The organism is Paraburkholderia sp. RL17-347-BIC-D (assembly GCF_046027915.1).
Classification (GTDB): Bacteria; Pseudomonadota; Gammaproteobacteria; order Burkholderiales; family Burkholderiaceae; genus Paraburkholderia.
Genome location: NZ_JARESS010000001.1, coordinates 168,424 through 186,191, shown reverse-complemented (window position 1 = coordinate 186,191; position 17,768 = coordinate 168,424). Strand labels below are relative to the sequence as shown.

14 protein-coding genes and 1 pseudogene are annotated in these 17,768 nt (G+C 60.7%); 5 read left to right on the top strand and 10 right to left on the bottom strand.

What is annotated here, in order from left to right; genetic code table 11:
- Positions 1-4: 4 nt before the first annotated feature.
- Positions 5-1,204, top strand: a complete 1,200-nt coding sequence (locus tag P0D96_RS00925) for a tetratricopeptide repeat protein (RefSeq protein ID WP_408310853.1) — start codon at positions 5-7, stop codon at positions 1,202-1,204.
- A gap of 101 nt (positions 1,205-1,305) precedes the next feature.
- Here P0D96_RS00925 and P0D96_RS00920 read toward each other — a convergent pair whose 3' ends face one another.
- Positions 1,306-1,995, bottom strand: coding sequence for a TetR family transcriptional regulator (locus tag P0D96_RS00920; protein WP_408310851.1), 690 nt, complete (start codon positions 1,993-1,995; stop codon positions 1,306-1,308).
- A 145-nt stretch (positions 1,996-2,140) separates the two neighbouring features.
- Here P0D96_RS00920 and P0D96_RS00915 point away from each other — a divergent pair, with 145 nt between their 5' ends.
- The 3 genes from P0D96_RS00915 to P0D96_RS00905 all read left to right on the top strand — a co-directional run bounded on the left by P0D96_RS00915 (position 2,141) and on the right by P0D96_RS00905 (position 6,604).
- A complete protein-coding gene (locus tag P0D96_RS00915; RefSeq protein ID WP_408287417.1) occupies positions 2,141-3,631 on the top strand; it encodes a flavin-containing monooxygenase in 1,491 nt (496 codons plus the stop codon).
- A 106-nt stretch (positions 3,632-3,737) separates the two neighbouring features.
- Positions 3,738-4,727 (top strand): alpha/beta fold hydrolase, encoded by a 990-nt coding sequence (locus P0D96_RS00910; RefSeq protein WP_408310848.1) that lies wholly within the window; start codon positions 3,738-3,740, stop codon positions 4,725-4,727.
- Between the two features lie 470 nt (positions 4,728-5,197).
- Positions 5,198-6,604 carry a methyl-accepting chemotaxis protein gene (locus tag P0D96_RS00905; protein ID WP_408310845.1) on the top strand — a complete coding sequence of 469 codons (1,407 nt, stop codon included), beginning with the start codon at positions 5,198-5,200 and terminating at the stop codon, positions 6,602-6,604.
- Between the two features lie 160 nt (positions 6,605-6,764).
- On the opposite strand, the gene P0D96_RS00900 is transcribed toward P0D96_RS00905, so the two are convergent.
- The 9 genes and pseudogenes from P0D96_RS00900 to P0D96_RS00860 all read right to left on the bottom strand — a co-directional run bounded on the left by P0D96_RS00900 (position 6,765) and on the right by P0D96_RS00860 (position 15,766).
- Positions 6,765-7,220, bottom strand: coding sequence for a fimbrial protein (locus P0D96_RS00900; RefSeq protein WP_408310842.1), 456 nt, complete (start codon positions 7,218-7,220; stop codon positions 6,765-6,767).
- 19 nt (positions 7,221-7,239) lie between these two features.
- Positions 7,240-7,350 (bottom strand): annotated as a pseudogene (locus P0D96_RS00895) (PAAR domain-containing protein); the annotation flags it as partial.
- A gap of 32 nt (positions 7,351-7,382) precedes the next feature.
- Positions 7,383-7,892: a hypothetical protein gene (locus P0D96_RS00890; RefSeq protein ID WP_408310839.1), complete on the bottom strand. Its 510-nt coding sequence runs from the start codon at positions 7,890-7,892 to the stop codon at positions 7,383-7,385.
- Complete coding sequence (locus tag P0D96_RS00885) at positions 7,889-8,578, bottom strand: hypothetical protein (RefSeq protein WP_408310836.1); 690 nt, start codon at positions 8,576-8,578, stop codon at positions 7,889-7,891. The genes P0D96_RS00890 and P0D96_RS00885 overlap by 4 nt, the downstream gene beginning before the upstream one ends.
- Complete coding sequence (locus P0D96_RS00880; protein WP_408310834.1) at positions 8,575-11,259, bottom strand: type VI secretion system Vgr family protein; 2,685 nt, start codon at positions 11,257-11,259, stop codon at positions 8,575-8,577. Before P0D96_RS00880 ends, P0D96_RS00885 begins: the two co-directional genes overlap by 4 nt.
- 403 nt (positions 11,260-11,662) lie before the next feature.
- Complete coding sequence (locus P0D96_RS00875) at positions 11,663-12,481, bottom strand: ABC transporter permease subunit (protein ID WP_132374193.1); 819 nt, start codon at positions 12,479-12,481, stop codon at positions 11,663-11,665.
- The gene (locus tag P0D96_RS00870) at positions 12,481-13,410 is read right to left on the bottom strand and encodes an ABC transporter permease subunit (RefSeq protein ID WP_408176150.1); all 930 of its coding nucleotides are present in this window, start codon (positions 13,408-13,410) and stop codon (positions 12,481-12,483) included. The genes P0D96_RS00875 and P0D96_RS00870 overlap by 1 nt, the downstream gene beginning before the upstream one ends.
- Entirely contained in the window at positions 13,407-14,573 is a 1,167-nt protein-coding gene (locus P0D96_RS00865; RefSeq protein WP_165923829.1) for an ABC transporter ATP-binding protein, read from the bottom strand. The genes P0D96_RS00870 and P0D96_RS00865 overlap by 4 nt, the downstream gene beginning before the upstream one ends.
- 92 nt (positions 14,574-14,665) lie before the next feature.
- Positions 14,666-15,766, bottom strand: coding sequence for a polyamine ABC transporter substrate-binding protein (locus P0D96_RS00860; RefSeq protein ID WP_132374191.1), 1,101 nt, complete (start codon positions 15,764-15,766; stop codon positions 14,666-14,668).
- Between the two features lie 521 nt (positions 15,767-16,287).
- Between P0D96_RS00860 and P0D96_RS00855 the strand changes: the two genes are divergently transcribed.
- A complete protein-coding gene (locus P0D96_RS00855) occupies positions 16,288-17,592 on the top strand; it encodes an Nramp family divalent metal transporter (protein ID WP_408310831.1) in 1,305 nt (434 codons plus the stop codon).
- The last annotated feature ends 176 nt before the right edge of the window (positions 17,593-17,768 follow it).

The following is a 17,768-nucleotide window of genomic DNA, read 5'->3' as shown; positions in this document are numbered from 1 at the left end:
GTAAATGAAAAAATTTCTCGCAACCGCGTTTGCCTCACTGCTGTTCGTGTCGGTGGCGGCGTTCGCTGTGCCCACCGTTCAGCAAATCGAATCGGCCATGTCGCAAGGCAACTGGCAACAGGCCGACGCCGGTCTGAGCGAAGTGCTGCAGGCGCATCCGAACAATGCGCGCGCCCACTATCTGTACGCCCAGGTGCTCGATCGCGAAGGCCGTTCCGCCGACGCGCTCGCCCAGGTACAGCAGGCCAAGACACTCGACCCGCAAATCCGCTTCACGGACCCGACCCGCTTCGCGCAAACCGAAGCGCGTATTCGCAAGGACGCGGAACGCGCAGGCGCCGCGGGCGGCAACACGACCAGCCGCGCGCCCAACCCGTTCGCGCAGCAGCAGACGGCGCCGTCCGTGCAGCAACAGTCGGCGATGGTCCCGCAAGCGCCGCAACGGCATGGTCCGGGCATGGGTATGTGGATCGGCATTCTGGTCCTCGTCGGCGTGATCGCGCTGGTGCTGCGCTGGACCTTGCGCCGCGCCCGCACGCAAGGCGATACGCGCGCCGACGACGAGCGTCGCGTGCAACTCAAGCGCGCCACGGAGATGCTCAACACCGTCCGTTCGCTCAAGCTCGATGTGAAGCTCTCCACCGTGCAAGGTCATGAGGCGCTGGAGAAGGAAGTCGAAGCGACTGAAGACCAGTTGCGCGGCCTCGTCGAAACACTGTCGGGCAGCAAGAATCCGCTGCCGCCGTATCAGCTCGACGAACTCGAGCAACGCCTCGGCAGCATGCGCGCGCGCCTCGAAGGCCGGCCCGATCCGTATGCCGCGCCGGCCGCCAGCTCGCAGCAGCAGTCGCCGTATGCGCAGGAAGCCGAACGTTTCGGCAATCCGCCGCAAGCGCCCTATCCGCAGCAAGGACCGTATCAGCAACAGCCGCCGGTTATCGTGCAGCAAGGCGGCGGTGGTTTCGGCGGCGGCATGGGTGGTCTGCTGACCGGTGTGCTGCTCGGCGAAGCGCTGAACTCCGGGCGTGAGCGCGTGGTGGAGCGCGACGTGGTCGTCGACGACGAAGCGCGCCGCCGTGGCAACGATGGCGGCAATGGCGGCGGCCTCGACTTCGGCCAGGGTTCGAACGACTGGAACGACAACGGCGGCGGTGTCGACCTGGGCAGCAGCGACGACTCCGGCAGCTGGAACGACAACACCTGAGTTGCGCTGCGCGGCTGAAATCGAATCAGCCGGAAAAGCATGCGTCACGAAAACAGGCTTCATTACGGAGCCTGTTTCGTTTTGGCGATTCGTTTAAAGCTTCACACGCGTATCGGCGCCAACGCCCTTTCCGGCTCATGCTGCGCCATCAACACCGCCCCCGCGAACAGCCTGACGATGAAGCGCTCCGCATACGCGATCAGCGCATCGCGGCGCGCGTCGTCCGCGTCGATATAGTCAGCCGACAAATGAAAGAGTTGCAGCACGATCTGCGTGCAGACTTCGTCGACGGTTTCACGCGTAAGCGTCGGCATCAACTCCAGTTGCACCACGTCGTCGGCCATTTCCGCTGACACCTCGTGCAGGTTCGCGCGCACCGCCTCGCGCAATGCCCGCGATGTACCATGATATTCGGCCAGCGCGCTCAGAAACGCCTCGCGGTTTTCCAGCGCGAACGCAAAGAACGCGACGCAGGCGCGACGCGGCACGCTATGCGGTTCGTCGTGCGCGGCGAGCCAGCGCTCACGCCGCAGCATCGGCCGCAAACGGCGGCTCACGGATTCGACGGCTTCGCGCGCCAGATCGTCGAGCGTGTCGAAATGACGATAGAACGTATTGGGATTGAGCCCGGCCTCGCGCGCCAGTTCGCGCAAACCCAGGCTCGTAAAACTGCGGCCGCCGGCGGTCAGACGCAACGCGGCTTCGATCAGTTTGCGCTTGCCGGCCGGCAATTCCTGGCCCGCGGCAGCGCCGTGCTCCGCGGCGGCTGCCGCTTCCGGTACGGATGTCATGTGTTTTCAATCGATGCGCGCCTGGCGCGTTTAATAGCAGTACTCTAAACGATCTTGACGTCAGGTGCACAGTTGTCTACCCTGCGCGTTGTGCTGCAGTAGACACATGTAGACGCCTGAAACTCGCCCCCTGCCGGAGACCGCCGTGACGCCTGCCTCATCCGCCCCACCTGCCGCGCCACGCATCGCGATTATCGGCAGCGGCTTTGCCGGCATCGGCATGGCGATTCGTCTGCTGCGAATGGGCATCACGTCGTTCACGATTTACGAGGCGGCTGGCGATATCGGCGGCACCTGGCGCGACAACACCTATCCCGGCGCGACCTGCGACGTGCCCTCGCATCTCTATTCGTTTTCGTTCGAGCCGAATCCCGCGTGGTCGCGCGCGTTCGGCGGCCAGGCGGAAATCTTCGCCTATCTGAAGCACTGCGTCCGCAAATATGGCGTGGAGCGTTACGTGCGCTGCAACGCGCGCGTGGCTGCGGCGCGTTTCGACGAAGCGCGCCAGGTTTGGCACGTCGAGATCGACGTGAACGGCGTGCACGAAACCATCGAGGCCGATGTGGTGATCGCCGCAAGCGGTCCGCTGTCCCGTCCGGCGATGCCGCGGATTGCCGGGCTCGAACGCTTCGAAGGCAAGCTGTTTCATTCGGCGCGCTGGGACCATGCGTATGCGCTCGAAGGCAAACGCGTCGCGGTGATCGGCACCGGCGCGAGCGCGGTCCAGTTCGTGCCGCAAATCCAGCCGCGCGTCGCGCAACTCGATCTGTTCCAGCGCACCGCGCCTTGGGTCATGCCCAAGCCCGACAAGCCGATCGACGCGCGTGCCCGCTGGCTGTTCCACCATCTGCCGTTCACGCAGCGCTTCGTGCGCAGCGCGATCTACTGGCAGCTCGAATCGCGCGCCATCGCGTTCGTGGTCAATCCGAAACTGATGAAGGTGCCGATGAAGTTCGGCCTGAGTTATCTCGAACGACGCGTCAAGGACCCTGCCCTGCGCGCCAAGCTCACGCCGAACTACCGGTTCGGCTGCAAGCGCGTGCTGCTCTCGAGCGACTACTATCCCGCGCTTAGCCAGCCCAACGTCGACGTGGTGACGAGCGGCATCCGCGAGATCGTCGCCGACGGCATCGTGACCGAAGACGGCGTGCATCACCCCGCCGACGCGATCATTTGCGGCACGGGCTTTCAGGTCAACGACGTCGGCGCGCCGTTCGACGTGACCGGCGTCGACGGCGCGGATCTCAGCGCCCTGTGGCTGCGCGATGGGCCGGAAGCCTACCTCGGCGTCAGCGTGGCGAACTTCCCGAACTTCTTCATGCTCGTCGGCCCGAATACCGGGCTCGGCCACAACTCGCTGCTCTACATGATCGAGTCGCAGGTGCAGTACATCGCCGATTGCCTGCGCGTACTGCGTCGCCGCAACGCACGCACGATGAATCTGCGGCCCGACGTGCAACGCGAATTCAACGCGCGTTTGCAGAAGGATATGCAGCACTCCGTGTGGGCGAGCGGATGTCGTAGCTGGTATCAGACCCGCAGCGGCAAGGTCACCGCCTTGTGGCCCGGCTTCACCTTCAGCTTTCGCAAACGGACGCGGCGTGTGCGTCCGCACGACTATCGCTTCGCGCCCTGAGGCCATGCGCTGCGGCTGATGGACTGAGAGAGCGAGACGCCGCCAATGCAATCCGATTCGCGGCCAGGCGAACCACAAAATCGAACTGCACGGGAGACAACAAAACATGGCAAGTATCGACTCCGGCACGCCCGCCTCGACATCCCCGCTGCCGCCGCGCTCGCTCGCCGCGCGCCTCGGCATCACCAGCGTGCCGCGCGACGAATTGCGCCGGCGCTACACGCAAAGCGGCTCCAGATTCGTGAAGATCATGGGCGCCGACGTGCATTACGTCGACGAAGGCAGCGGCGAACTCATCGTGATGATTCACGGCTTCGCGTCTTCGTTGCACACGTGGAATCGCGTCGCCGACGAACTCAGGCGCGAGTATCGCGTGATCCGCCTCGACCTGCCGCCGTTCGGCGTGACAGGACCGCTGCGCTCCGGCAGCGGCGAAATCGAAACGATGAATCTGCCCACCTATCGGCGTTTCATCGACACGTTCCTGCAGGCACTCGGCATCTCGCGCGCGACCTTCATCGGCAATTCGCTCGGCGGGCTGATTGCGTGGGACTATGCGGTGCGTCATCGCGAAGCCGTTGAACGGCTCGTGCTGATCGACTCGGCCGGCTTTCCGATGAAACTGCCGATTTACATCGCCCTGTTCAACAGCGCGCTGGTGCGGGTCAGTTCGTCGTGGTTGCTGCCTGAAGTCATCGTCAAGAGCGCGGTGCGCAACGTCTATGGCGATCCGCGCAAGATCGACGCGGTGACGCTGCGGCGTTACGTCGAGTTCTTCCACGGTGAAGACACGCGCACCGCGATCGGCAAGATGGTGCCCACGCTCGACTTCAAGGACGTCGACACCGACGTGCTGAAGACACTCGATGTGCCGGCGCTGGTGCTGTGGGGTGCGAAGGATCGCTGGATTCCGACTGCGCACGCAGCCGAATTTGCAAGCCGCATTCCGGGTGCGAAGTCGGTCATGTATCCGGGGCTCGGCCATATTCCGATGGAAGAAGCGCCCGAGCGCGTGATGGCCGATCTGCGCGCGTTTCTCGGCACGCGCGGCGCGGATGTTTCAGTTGACGAAGGCACCCGTCGCGCGCCTGCCTGACCTGGCTGCTTTCTTCCTGTTGTTCCAATCATTCGATCGATGCTTCGCGCGTGCACGTCGCGCGCGGATCTCGCATGCCCTTCCCTCGCGCCGCGTCGACGCGCTCAGCCGCCGCCCAGCAAACGCAACAGTCCCCAGAGAAATTTGCAGAGCATGACGATCAGCTGCCACAGGTGATAGAGCTGTTGCCAGCCCGAAACGCGCGCGAAGGAGTCGATCATCGGTTGCCGGTAAGAAACGGAAAGGTCTACGGGTAAGGCTGTGGATCACAGTTTGACCGCACATCATAACGACTGCGGGATACCCCGTATCAAGTCGCTTGAAAGTCCGCCGTAAACGCATCGAGAAGACGCTGCATCCGTTCAGGGTGGTTGCGCCAACTGAATGCGCCGAGCGCGCTATCAGCTAACTGTTGCATGGGACCGGAGTAAGTGCTAAAGCGCCAACTCTGGTCGACAATGGAGACCACCATGACGCGTTTCAGCTTTCGCCGGGCGGCCCGTTCGCACACGGTCGTCGGCGATATTGCCGCGCAAGCCGGCAAACTGGGTATCGAGATCTGCGACGTATCGGGACACGTCGAGGAAGTGGCCGCGCGCGTGCAACGTCAGGCGCAAGTATGCCGCGCGCTGCGCGAATCGGCTGCGCAGACGCTCGCCGGCAATCATCGCATTGCCGCTGCCGCGCGGAAAATGAGCCACGTATCCACTGAAGCCGCGACCGGCGTGCAGGAATCGCAGCAGACGCTCGAAGCGTCGCTTGCCGACATCCACGGACTCGTGGAAGGCGTGACGGTCATCGAAAGCCAGATCGGCGCGCTGCGCAGCGCGTTGGCGCACGTGAGCCGCGTCTCCGAGGAGATCTCGCTGATCGCGCGTCAGACTCATCTGCTGGCGTTGAATGCCGCGATCGAAGCCGCGCGCGCCGGCGACTCCGGCAAGAGTTTCGCGGTGGTCGCGGCCGAGGTGAAGAACCTCTCCGCGAAGACCGCGCAAGCCACCGGGCAGATCGAGACGACGCTGGCGCAGCTCACGCGACAGACCGAGCAGTTGATCAGCGAAGGTTCCGTGAACACCGCGCGGGCGCACCGGGTGCGCGAAGGCACGCGCAAGATCGGCGACGTCGTGCATGCAACTGGCGATGCGATCGCGCATCTGAACGACGAGGCGGGACAGATCGCCGTGCTGACCGGCGAGATCGAATCGCAGTGCGGCGGACTCGAGGCGCAGGTGCTGGAAATGGCGAGCGGCGTCGAGGATTCGAGCGAAAACTTCGTGCAGGCGAAAGACCGTTTGGGGAATCTGCTCGGTGTGTCCGAAACCCTGATCGAACTGACCGCCGCGACCGGTGTGGAAACGGCGGATACGCGTTTCATCGAGGCCGTGCAGCACGCGGCAGCCGCCGTGAGCAAGGCATTCGAAACGGCCGTGGCGCGTCGTGAAGTGTCGCTTGAGGATCTGTTCGATCAGCACTATGTGCCGGTGGCTGGAAGTAACCCCCCGCAGTTTCTGACGCGGTTTACTGCGTTGACCGACCGGGTGTTGCCGGCAATTCAGGAGCCGTTGCTTGATCTCGATCCCCGAGTCGCATTTTGTGCGGCGATCGATTTGCGGGGTTATTTGCCGACGCATAATCTGAAGTTCTCTTTGCCACAGCGTGATGGTGATGTGGTCTGGAATACGGCGAATTGCCGGAACCGGCGGATGTTCGATGACCGGACCGGGATTGCTGCGGCTTCACATACCAAGCGGTTTTTGCTGCAGACATATCGGCGGGATATGGGCGGTGGGGAGTTTGTGTTGATGAAGGATGCGTCGGCGCCTGTTTTTGTTAACGGGCGGCATTGGGGTGGGGTTCGGGTTGGGTATAAGGTTTGAGTTTTTTTGGTTCTTGTTCTGGTTTGTTTCTTATTGTGTTGGCCTTCGGACAAAGTTGCACTGTTCGCATTCCGCATCAAACAACGCGACCTGCAACTGACCTCACACGTATCGGAGAGTGACATCGAGCGGAAGGTCTGCTTGATGATGCCTGGTGATCCTACTCGTACGCCATCGTGAAAGTCGCCAGACCTCGCACCGTGCTGGGGGTCAGCGCCTTGTCCGTACGGACGTACTGAACGGTCAGCGGAATCGTCATCGAACTGCCTGACGCAGTGCCGGCAAACCATCGATTCTGATTGCCCGCCGACGCGGAGTCTGGGCCATAGGCGATAGTCGTTGATCCATTCAGCAGCTGCAGGCCGACGCCCGCCGCGGTAGAGTCTGGCGCAAGGCTCAGCGTCGTGGAACGATTCGAGATATTGGACGCATCGGTGAGCGTTACGCTGACGGCGGTGCCTTGGTCGCAATTGTTTAGTGCGATATTGAATGGCGTGGCTCCCGTCGTTGCGCCTTGGGCAGAGAGCGAAGCGGCGTCCGCCGAAGGTAGCGTTACGGCAATCGAGGAATTCGTTACGCTGCAGCTCGGTTGGGTAATAGGGCCGTCTGAAAACACGAAAGTGTCCACACTTGACGAGGTCCCCCTCGCGGGCCACGCACCGCCCGGCATAACGCATAGTTTGAGAGGCGGTGACGACTTCGCCGCCGTGGTTGCTGGTGTCACCGAGTCGGATAAGATCGGTCATCAATTAATGCTTATTGGAACCAGATTGATATATCACTTTCGGATATCTCTCACGACGAAATACAAAAATTTCGTCGTCGTATCCAATAAATACCCGCCGTGGACATTTTGAAAACCTCCGCTCCGCCCCAGGCCATCAAAATTAAAACTTACGCATAAATATTTTTTATTCTTACCCTTTGCAATAATCCATTGCGCCAACGCTGGATTGAATGCGCCAGGTTTGATGTCATGATTATCGCCCAACGGTATCGCCTTGGATAGTCGGTAGAGTTTGTCCAAGTAGATCAATGCTTGGTCGTCTTTATTCTCCGCGTAACCAACATCGGAACCACGATATTCGAACATATAGAGTGCATCGAAGCCATTGGCGTATTTTTCCTCTCTCATAATCTCTTCAGTGTTGAGCCTTTCGATAGTGACAGAGGGAACGATAGCCTGCGCCCGAAGACAACTTTTCACTATATTTTTATCTGGCTGAGCAGCGCAGCTCACGCCAGACACGATGAGACTCATCAGCGCAGCAAAGGCGACTCTGTTCATTTGTATTCCTTCGCGCCCGTAGTGTCTATGTATTGCCGATCAAATTTCCAGAAGATCGTGCCGCCCACGCCAGCCGTCGAGTCGTAGACGTGATCGTAGCGTCCTATTTCTTCTTTCTTAATTGTCACTTTGTGTGTTTTCTTGTTCTTTATCTTCGTGGTCTTATACAGAATTACGAGGTGGGTCGAATCTTTGATGTCGTAGATGTTATGACTGGGGTCAGTAATCTTGATCCCCTGCCTTACCTTGAAATGATGGGAATAATTTGTTCTGATATCGGCACCGTCCCAAAAATAAGCACCATTCGATTTATCCGGGCCCCCGGCTAGCGCATTGCGTGCCGCAGCGATCGCGGCCTGCATCGCTGGATTGCTGGCTATTTTGTCATTCGTCGCCTTCATCAGCCCGTTGTATCGTGCATTACCATCACTGACCACGAACGAAAACGACGGTTCGTTATTTACAAACGTAGCCATGTCGGAATAACCACGGGCGTCGCGTTGTCGTTTAAGCACGCTAGCAATAGCCATCATTTCATCGGCGTTGTCCTGCAAAGATGCCTCTCCATAAGCCATCGCTGCAAGTTGCCTAGTCTGGGCATCGATTGGTTGTGCCGCAGCTGGCGCACTTGGGGGTGTCGCTCCACTTGCCGGTTGTGGTGTACTCAAAGGATTGGAATCGGTCATGCATCTTTCCTCGCTGAGTCTCGCGCAATCCATGTAACAAGTTTCAGGGACGATTGCCCTAAAAATTTCACCGATTCGCCATCAGAATATTTCCCTTTGCGCATATGGAGATCATCCCCATCGCTGTAAAGGTCGTAGTGGTATCCATCTACGGGCGTAACCCCGTCGCGCAGTAAACTAAAGCTTTGTTCGATAACTTCTTCATCAGAAGAAGGCAAAAATGGCATTGGCACCCGCTTCGCATCGGGTCCCGGTACGTCCCACGACGCGCCTTTCTCCAGGATTGGCCCCGGTGAGCCGTTGACGATGCCGCTGCCGTTGATCTGGATATACGAACCACCCGCGCCGATCCACACTTCCTTCGATGCCGAGATAACGATCTTCCCGTCGGTGCTGGTGATGGTGAGGTCTTTCAGCGCAGCGAGCCCCATCTCGTCACCCTGTGCCTGCATGTCAATCCGGCCTCTAGCCGACATGAACTTCATGCCGTCCTGGTAGGCGAACAGCGAGATCGAGCCTCGCACCGAGGCGTGATACGACCGCCCCGCCGACAGGCTGTAGTCGCGGCCTGCCGTGATTGCGTGATCGTTCATGCTGGCTTGGTGCGTGCTGTCCGCCGCTGTTGTCGCCAGCCCTGCTGCGCTCGCTAGCAGCAGGTCCGGGCGGGTCATTTCAGGCGACGGATTGTCATGGGTTTGCGCGCCGCCCCTGACTGCATCGTTCTGCGTCTTGATGGTTTGCGTTGCATCGCGCTGGCTCGCCCGAGCATCCTGCGCCTTGTGCTGCCGCGCAAGTTGCGCCAGGTCCTCATGCTGTTCGCGCGCCTGCGTGAGCCGTTGCACCGTCTCGCCCATGTCCTTTACCGGAGCGGTGGCACCTGATCGCGTCTCGGTGGTAACCAGCAAGCCCTTGTTGGCGCGCAGCACGCCCCATGCGTCCGTCGCCAGTTCCCAGCCTTCACCCCGCGCTTCCGTGCGCCCCTTGTTGCCGTCGATGCGCGTGTTGTAGCCGACGATCAGCCGTGACTGCGCGTAATCGCTGCTGACCTGTACCTGAAGTTTGCCGGGCGTGTCGTCTGCGACGATCTGGTTGGCCTGGAACCCTTTCAGGTCCTGCGTCCGCGTGCCGCTCAGTGCGTAGTTGGCTGGCAGTAACCACGGTGGCTGCCTGAACCGGTTGACCATCCGGTCGGCAATATAGGGCTTGTCAGGGTCGCCTTCGTGGTAATTGATCGTCACTTCCTGGCCAATACGGGGCACGTAGATCGAGCCGAACGAATTGCCCTGCCACGGCGAGGACACGCGTACCCAGCAGCTCGCGTTCTCGTCCTTCGGCCTGTCCACGTCCCACAGGTAGCAGATCTTGACCCGGCCGTACGCATCGACCCAGGTCGTCTGGTCCTTGGGACCGACCACCACGGCCGTTTCGGCGTAACAGCGGGGCTTCTTCTTCGGCCTGTTCCTGAAGAACCGGTTCGGCGACTGCAGCACGAAGTCAGTCACGCACTGGTACTGGCCCGCACCTGGTGTCTTACCCGATATCGTCGTCTCGCTCACGTTGCGGATATCGAGCGTGGTCGACACCACCAGGTACTCGGCATTGACATCTGACTCCGGGTGATCCGTGAGAAAGAATGTCCTGCCGGTTTTCAGGCCGAGCAGGTTGCCCCGCCCCCTGAGACGTTCGTTGCGCGAGTAAAGCGCATGCGCGCGCACGCCCGCGAGATAGTACGCTTCCTCCTGATAGTCGTTCGGCTGGCCCGACAGACCCGTTGCGCCGGCAAGGGGCTGCGAGTAGTCGCCCCAGTGGCGTTCCTCGGCCTTGTGCAGTTCCCCGAACGCATCATGTTCCTCGACGAACTTCTGCGCTCCACGCGTATAGTCGTAATCGACTACGGTCACTCTGGCCGCCGTGACCCTGCGCGACGCCTTCAGTCTGTAGATGGTTTCCTCATCGATGCGCCCACCCTCGCGCGCGTGATAGCGGATCGAGTCATAGGCATTCCTGTGCGGCTCGTGGACACCGGGTCCGTCGCATAACACCAGCCTGTTGTTATCCTGAAAGTAGTAAATCCCCCATTCGCGCCATAGCCTGGTCAGGAAATGGAAGTCAGATTCCCACATCTGCCGGACGAAGTCGCGTTGCGGGTAGCCTTTCTCCAGTCCGTGGGCCGACACCTTCACATCAAACAGGACCGGGTGCTCGCGCAGCACGTCCCGCGTGATATCCAGCACGCTCCTGTTCTGGAATATGCGACTGCGCGAGGTCTTTGTGGTCAGCCACAGGGCGGGACGCACGACAAGGCGGTAGTACGTGTGGCGATCATCGACACCGGTCATCTCGACTCTGGCGATGATCCCGGAAATCGTCCTGACGCCCGCTCCGACATTACCGGCGCCGCTATCGCCGGGCATCCCCGGAATGAATGTTCCCTTCCCGTCGAACTCGATCGAGATGGTGATGTCCTTGCCGACCAGCCTGGCGGGGACGATCTGAAACCTGGTGTTGTACTGGGAAAGCCCCGGCGTGTACGTTGTCGCCATGTCCAGCGTGTACCTGTACAGCTTGCCAAGCGCCTCCGTACCCCGTAGCCGCACGGGAGACAGGACCGGCACACCGCGATCAACCGGGAACGCCTCGCACGACACGCTCAGGGTGCGTGACTGGCTGGGGTTATACACGGCCCCTCCCTGGACTGACTTGCACCAATAGGCCTTCGCATGCCCTCATACGCTTTACCTTGCTCAAATTTGACGTTTCCATTATCAAATTGACTTTCGTTAGGCGTATATAGGATCACCGTAAAAATTGGTCAAACCGATTAAATAGATAGGTATTTCGCATAACCAGGCGAATGATTGATCGAAAACATAAGCATGGGGAACCGTCTAAGGCAGGGGTGAGAGTTTTCTGACCAGATGCTTTGCGCGAGGTTGTCGAATCGCACGAATCGCACGAATCGCAGGTTAGAAAAAAGGAGGGTTTCCCCCAACGTTGCCCCCGTGCGGGGCAACGCTAATAGACCGACATGAATTGAAGGAAGGCCAACACCACAAGACCAACCCCAATAAAAAACCAAAAAATTCAAACCGCCATCACCGCCCGCTTCCTCTCCGCCCGCTGCATAAAATAGTTAGCGACCACAACCCCAACTGTGACCACCGCAATAAACAAAGTAGCCAAAGCATTCATCTCCGGATTCAACCCCAACCGCACGCGGGAAAAAACCACCAGCGGCAAAGTAGTCGACCCAGGCCCCGACAAGAACGCCGACAACACCAGATCATCGATCGACAGAGTAAACGACAGCAACCACCCGGAAACGAGCGCTTGAGAAATCAACGGCAACGTAATAAAGAAAAACACCCGCAACGGCGTGGCCCCAAGATCCAGCGCCGCCTCTTCAAGCGAAGGATGCAACTCCTTCACCCGCGACTGCACGATGATCGCCACATAAGAAATACACAGCATCACATGCCCGATCCAGATCGTGAAAATGCCACGCCCGGCGGGCCACCCCAACCACTTGGCCATTTCGATGAACAGCAGCAGCAGCGAAATCCCCTGAATCACCTCGGGAATCACCAACGGCGCATTGATCATCCCCGTATACAACGTGAAGCCGCGAAACCGCCCCATCCGCGCGAGCACGAAGCCGGCCCACGTGCCGATGATCACCGACGCAAACGCCGTCAACAGCGCCACCCGCAACGACAACCACGCCGCCGCGATCAGCTCGTCATCCTGCAACAACGCCGCATACCAGCGCGTAGAAAACCGCGTCCACACCGTGACCAGTTGCGATTCGTTGAACGAATACACAATCAGACTGACGATCGGTATATAAAGAAACAGAAACCCGATCCCCAGGGCAATCAACTGCAAAATCCGGTTCGGCTTCATCAGCGCCTTTCCTCCATCGCCTTCGCCTGCGCGTACTGGAAAAACGCCATCGGCACCAATAACAACAACACCATTGCGCACGTCACGGCGGACGCCATCGGCCAATCGGCATTGTCGAAGAACTCATTCCACATCACGCGGCCGATCATCAACGTGTTCGCGCCACCCAGCAATTCGGGAATCACGTACTCGCCCACCGCCGGAATGAACACCAGCAAACAACCGGCGATAATGCCGTTCTTCGAGAGCGGCAAGGTGATCTGCCAGAACGCCTTCCACGGTTTCGCGCCGAGATCGTAGGCGGCTTCCAGCAGCGTCATGTCCATCTTCACCAGATGCGCGTACAACGGCATGACGAGGAATGGCAGATACGAATAGACCATGCCGATATAGACGGCGGTATTCGTGTGATACAGCTCGATCGGCGTGTGAATCAGCCCGATCGACATCAGGAAGTTATTCAGCAAGCCGTTGTTCTTCAGAATCCCGATCCACGCATACACGCGAATCAGAAACGACGTCCAGAACGGCAGCATCACGGCCATCATCAGCAGATTGCGGCTGGCCGGATTCGATCGCGCGATGTAATACGCCATCGGATAGCCGATCAGCAAACAAAACAGCGTCGAGATCGCGGCGACCACCACGGAATTCACGTAGGTCGCGAAATAGAGGCTGTCGGTCAGCAGAAACGCGTAATGCGACAGGTCGAGCGTGATGTGAATCGCGCCGTCCGCGAATTTGGTCAGCTCCGTGTAGGGCGGAATGCCGAGCTGCAAATCGGCAAAGCTGATCTTGACGACCAGCAGGAACGGCACGAGGAAGAACAGCAGCAGCCAGATGAACGGACCGGCCACCACCGCGGTGCGGCCGGTCAGATTGAAACGCCGCACCGGCCACGTGGCGAAAGAATTGAACGAGCGCTTCATGACGTCAGCACCACGCCGGCCGATGCGCTCCAGCGCACGTACACTTCATCGCCCCACGTAGGCGGATCGATCTCGGTCAGCGCGAGGCTCGTGACGTTGGCGATCACGGTTTTGCCGGCGTCGAGTTTCACGTGATAGAGCGAATAGCCGCCCATGTACGCGATATTCGTGACAACGCCCTTGCCCCAGTTGTACGCGCCTTCAGGCGGTTTGCGCGTGAGCGCGATACGCTCGGGGCGCACCGAAATCGTCACCGGCATGCCGAGCGGACCGGTGATGCCGTGGCTCACATACAAACGGCACGGCAGGTCGGGCGTTTCGATGAACACATGATCGGGCTCGTCTTCGACGGTATGGCCTTCGAACAGATTCGTCGAGCCGATGAACTCGGCCGAGAAACGGCTATTCGGATACTCGTACACTTCGTGCGGCGTGCCGAGCTGAACGATCTCGCCTTCGCTCATCACGGCAAGGCGGTTCGCCATCGTCATCGCCTCTTCCTGATCGTGCGTCACCATCATGCAGGTCACGCCGACCTTGTCGAGAATGTTGACCAGTTCGATCTGGGTGCGCTGACGGATCTGCTTGTCGAGCGCGGACATCGGCTCGTCGAGCAGCAGCAGCTTGGGCCGCTTGACCAGCGAACGCGCGAGCGCCACGCGCTGCTGCTGGCCGCCCGAGAGCTGATTCGGCTTACGCTTCGCGAAGCGGCCCATCTGCACGAGTTCGAGCACGGTCTGCACGCGATCCTTCAGTTCGGCCTTCGGCACACCTTCCTGCTTCAGACCAAAGGCGACATTTCCCTCCACCGTCATGTGCGGAAACAGCGCGTACGACTGGAACATCATGTTGACCGGCCGGCGGTACGGCGGCAATTGCGCGAGGTCTTCACCGTCGATCAAGATCTTGCCCGAGGTCACGCTTTCGAGTCCGGCCATCATGCGCAACAAAGTGGACTTGCCGCAGCCGGAACTGCCGAGCAGCGCGAACAGCTCGCCCTTCTTCACCGACAGATTGACCCCTTTGACCGCCACGGTCTCGCCGAACTTCTTCACGACATCGACGACCTGGACGAAGTTCTCCGTGGCGTCGTCTGTAACGGCGTTCAGGCTCGGGGACGGCGCGACGGCCCCGGCCAGCGCGCCCGACTGGTCACTACTCATCACAATGCTTTACTCCGGCGTTTGACGAACAAAGCCCCCGGTGAACACCGAGGGCTTCATGATGATGCTTACCCGTTCACACTGGCCGCGGGTCAGCGGCCGGACTTGAATTCAGTCCACAGCCGCGTTTGCAGCCGCTGGATTTCCGGCGGCAACGGCTTGAGCAGGAACAGGGTCTTGATGACGTCAGGCGGCGGATACACGGCCGGATCGTTCGCCACGTCCTTGTCCACGTACTTGCGCGCTTCGAGGTTGGCGCTCGGGTAGTAGACGGCGTTGGTGATCGCGGCGTGAACCTGCGGCGTTTCGATGTAGTTGATCCACTCGAGCGCGGCTTCCTTGTTCTTCGCGTCCTTCGGAATCGCCATCACGTCGAACCACACCGGCGCGCCGCCCTTCGGAATGTAATACTCGACCTTGTAAGACTTCTTCGCTTCGACCGCGCGATGCTTGGCGATCACGACGTCGCCCGACCAGCCGTACGCGAAACACACGTCGCCGCCGACCAGGTCGTTGATATAGCCCGACGAGTTGAACTGCGTGATGTACGGGCGGATCTTCTTCATCATCTCGAGCGCGGCGCGGTAGTCGGCCGGGTTCGTGCTCATCGGATCCTTGCCGATGTAGTGCAGCGCGGCGGCGAACATCTGGTCCGGCGCGTCGAGCACGGAGACGCCGCAAGCCTTCAGCTTCGAAATGTTTTCCGGCTTGAAGAGGACGTCCCAGCTATCGAGCGGCACGTTCTTGCCGAGAATCTGCTGCGCCTTGGTGACGTTGTAGCCAAGGCCGGTGGTGCCGTATGCCCAGGGCACCGTGAACTTGTTGCCCGGATCGGCGCCGGCGACGAGCGCCATCAGCGAAGGATCGAGGTACTTCAGGTTCGGCAGCTTAGATTTGTCGAGCGGCGCGAAGATGCCGGCGGCAATCTGCTTGCCGGCATAGTTGCTGGTCGGCACGACGATGTCGTAGCCGGAATTGCCGGTGAGGAGCTTGGCTTGCAGCGTGTCGTCGCTGTCGTAGTTGTCGTATTTGACCTGGACGCCGGTCTGCCTGGTGAAGTTCGGGATGGTGTCCTTGGCGATGTAATCGGACCAGTTATACACGTTGAGCTGCGTGTCTTTCGCAGCAGCCGTCAACCACGGCGTCGCGCACAAGACCAGCGCCGCCACCTGCCCCACTACCCGTCTTTTCATTCCGTTCTCCAATCCTGACCGGCCCGTTGCCGACCGTCCCCACCTACGCCGCGGCACTGCGCCCGCGGCTCCCCTGAAAAACCCGAAAAGTACCATCAATTATTGCGCGCTCCAAAAAAATTGCCAGGCTGTCGCGCAAACGGTACAGCGCAAGCCGCACCGCTGGAAAATTGGCCGCAATTTTAGCGGGTTATGCGCGCGTGTCTACCCGAAAAAAACACCCGTAACGGCCGCGCTGTTATCTTGTTGTCAAGTTGACGCCATGTAGGGTGTGCCTCGCTCGCGCAAACGGTGGTGACCGATGGCCGCATGGCGTGACTTTTATGCCGGACGGCTAAGGTCGAAGCGCACTCAAGCCGCGAAGCGTTCGACAGTGCACAATAGCTCTCGAAGGCTCTCGAAGGCCGAACGACAGCGCGCCGCAAATCGCGTTATCGCTTCCTGGCCTCGACGCGCCGCCCGCCGCACACGCAGCGGGCACGTGGCTTGCAAGAGGATGCAGTCTTGAACCTCAGGCATCGATGAACACGAATCCGTTCGCATTGCGTCCCAACCGCCGCCGGCGTCTGCCGGGCGATCGGCCGGCACGTCCGCCGCACTGGTTCTCGTTCGTCGGCGCGGGCGCGTTGATCGCGGTCGGCTATATCGATCCGGGCAACTGGGCGACCGCGCTCGGCGCCGGCGCCGGCTACGGCTATCGCCTGCTCGGAATGGTGCTGCTGTCGAGCCTGATGGCAATGCTGCTGCAATGGCTGTCGTCGCGCCTGGGCGTCGTGACCGGGCGCGATCTCGCGCAGGTCTGCCGCGAACGCACGGGCCGACGCGGCACCCTTTTCCTGTGGCTGACCAGCGAGGTTGCGATCATCGCGTGCGATGTCGCCGAGGTGGTCGGTAGCGCCGTCGCATTGCAAATGCTACTTGGCGTGTCGCTCACGGTCGGGGTGCTGATGTCGGCGGTCTGCACCTTCGCGCTGCTCGCGCTCCAGCAGAAAGGCGGCCGCAAACTGGAAGCGGTGATCGCGGCGCTGATCGGCTTCGTCGGCCTGTGCTTCGTGGTCCAGCTTGCACTGGCGCGCCCGGACTGGCACGCGGCGCTCGCCGGCAGCGTGCCGAGCGTCGAGTTGCTGCGCAATGCGGGCATGGTGTGGCTCGCGGCGGGCATCGTCGGCGCGACGGTGATGCCGCACAACCTCTATCTGCACTCGGCGCTCGTCAAGCATCACGCGCCGGACGGCAGCGACGCGCAGATCAAGGTCGCGCTGCACGTCGTCAATCTGGATACCTTCGGCTCGCTTTCGTTTGCTTTCGTGATCAACGCGGCGCTGCTGATCGTGGCCGCCGCCGTGTTCTATGTGAGCGGCCATCGTGACGTGACCGATCTCGCGGATGCCCATCGCCTGATCGCGCCGCTCGTCGGCACGCATTGGGCCGGCATCCTGTTCGCGGCGGCGCTGCTCGCCTGCGGACTGAGCGCGACCGTCACCGGCACGCTGGCCGGCCAGGCAGTCATGGAAGGCTTTCTGCGCATCCGGCTGCCGCGCTGGAAGCGCGCCCTGCTGACCCGCGGGCTGGCGATCGGACCGGCGCTCTTCGCGGTCGCGCTATTCGGCCAGCACGGTTCCAATCAGTTGCTGGTGGCAAGCCAGGTGGTGCTGAGCCTGCAATTGCCGCTCGCGGTCGTGCCGTTGATCCGCTTCACGTCGGACGCGGAGCTAATGCGCGGCTGGCGCGTGCGCGGCGCGCCGCTCGTGCTCGCGTGGCTGTCCGCCGCGTTCATCATCATGCTCAACGGCGCATTGTTGTGGCAACTGACGATCGGCAGCTGAAAGACCGTTTCTCGACCAGGCTGTCAATGAAGTGACTTTGTAAGTATTCTCTGAGTATCTCGCCATGACCGGCGACGCTGCCCGCTGCTGCGGCGTGCCGGCCGTGCGGCCTGTTTCCATCTCGGCTGCCGGGTTTCTTGCGGCAGCCGTTTTTGTGCCCATTTTTTGCGCCCTTC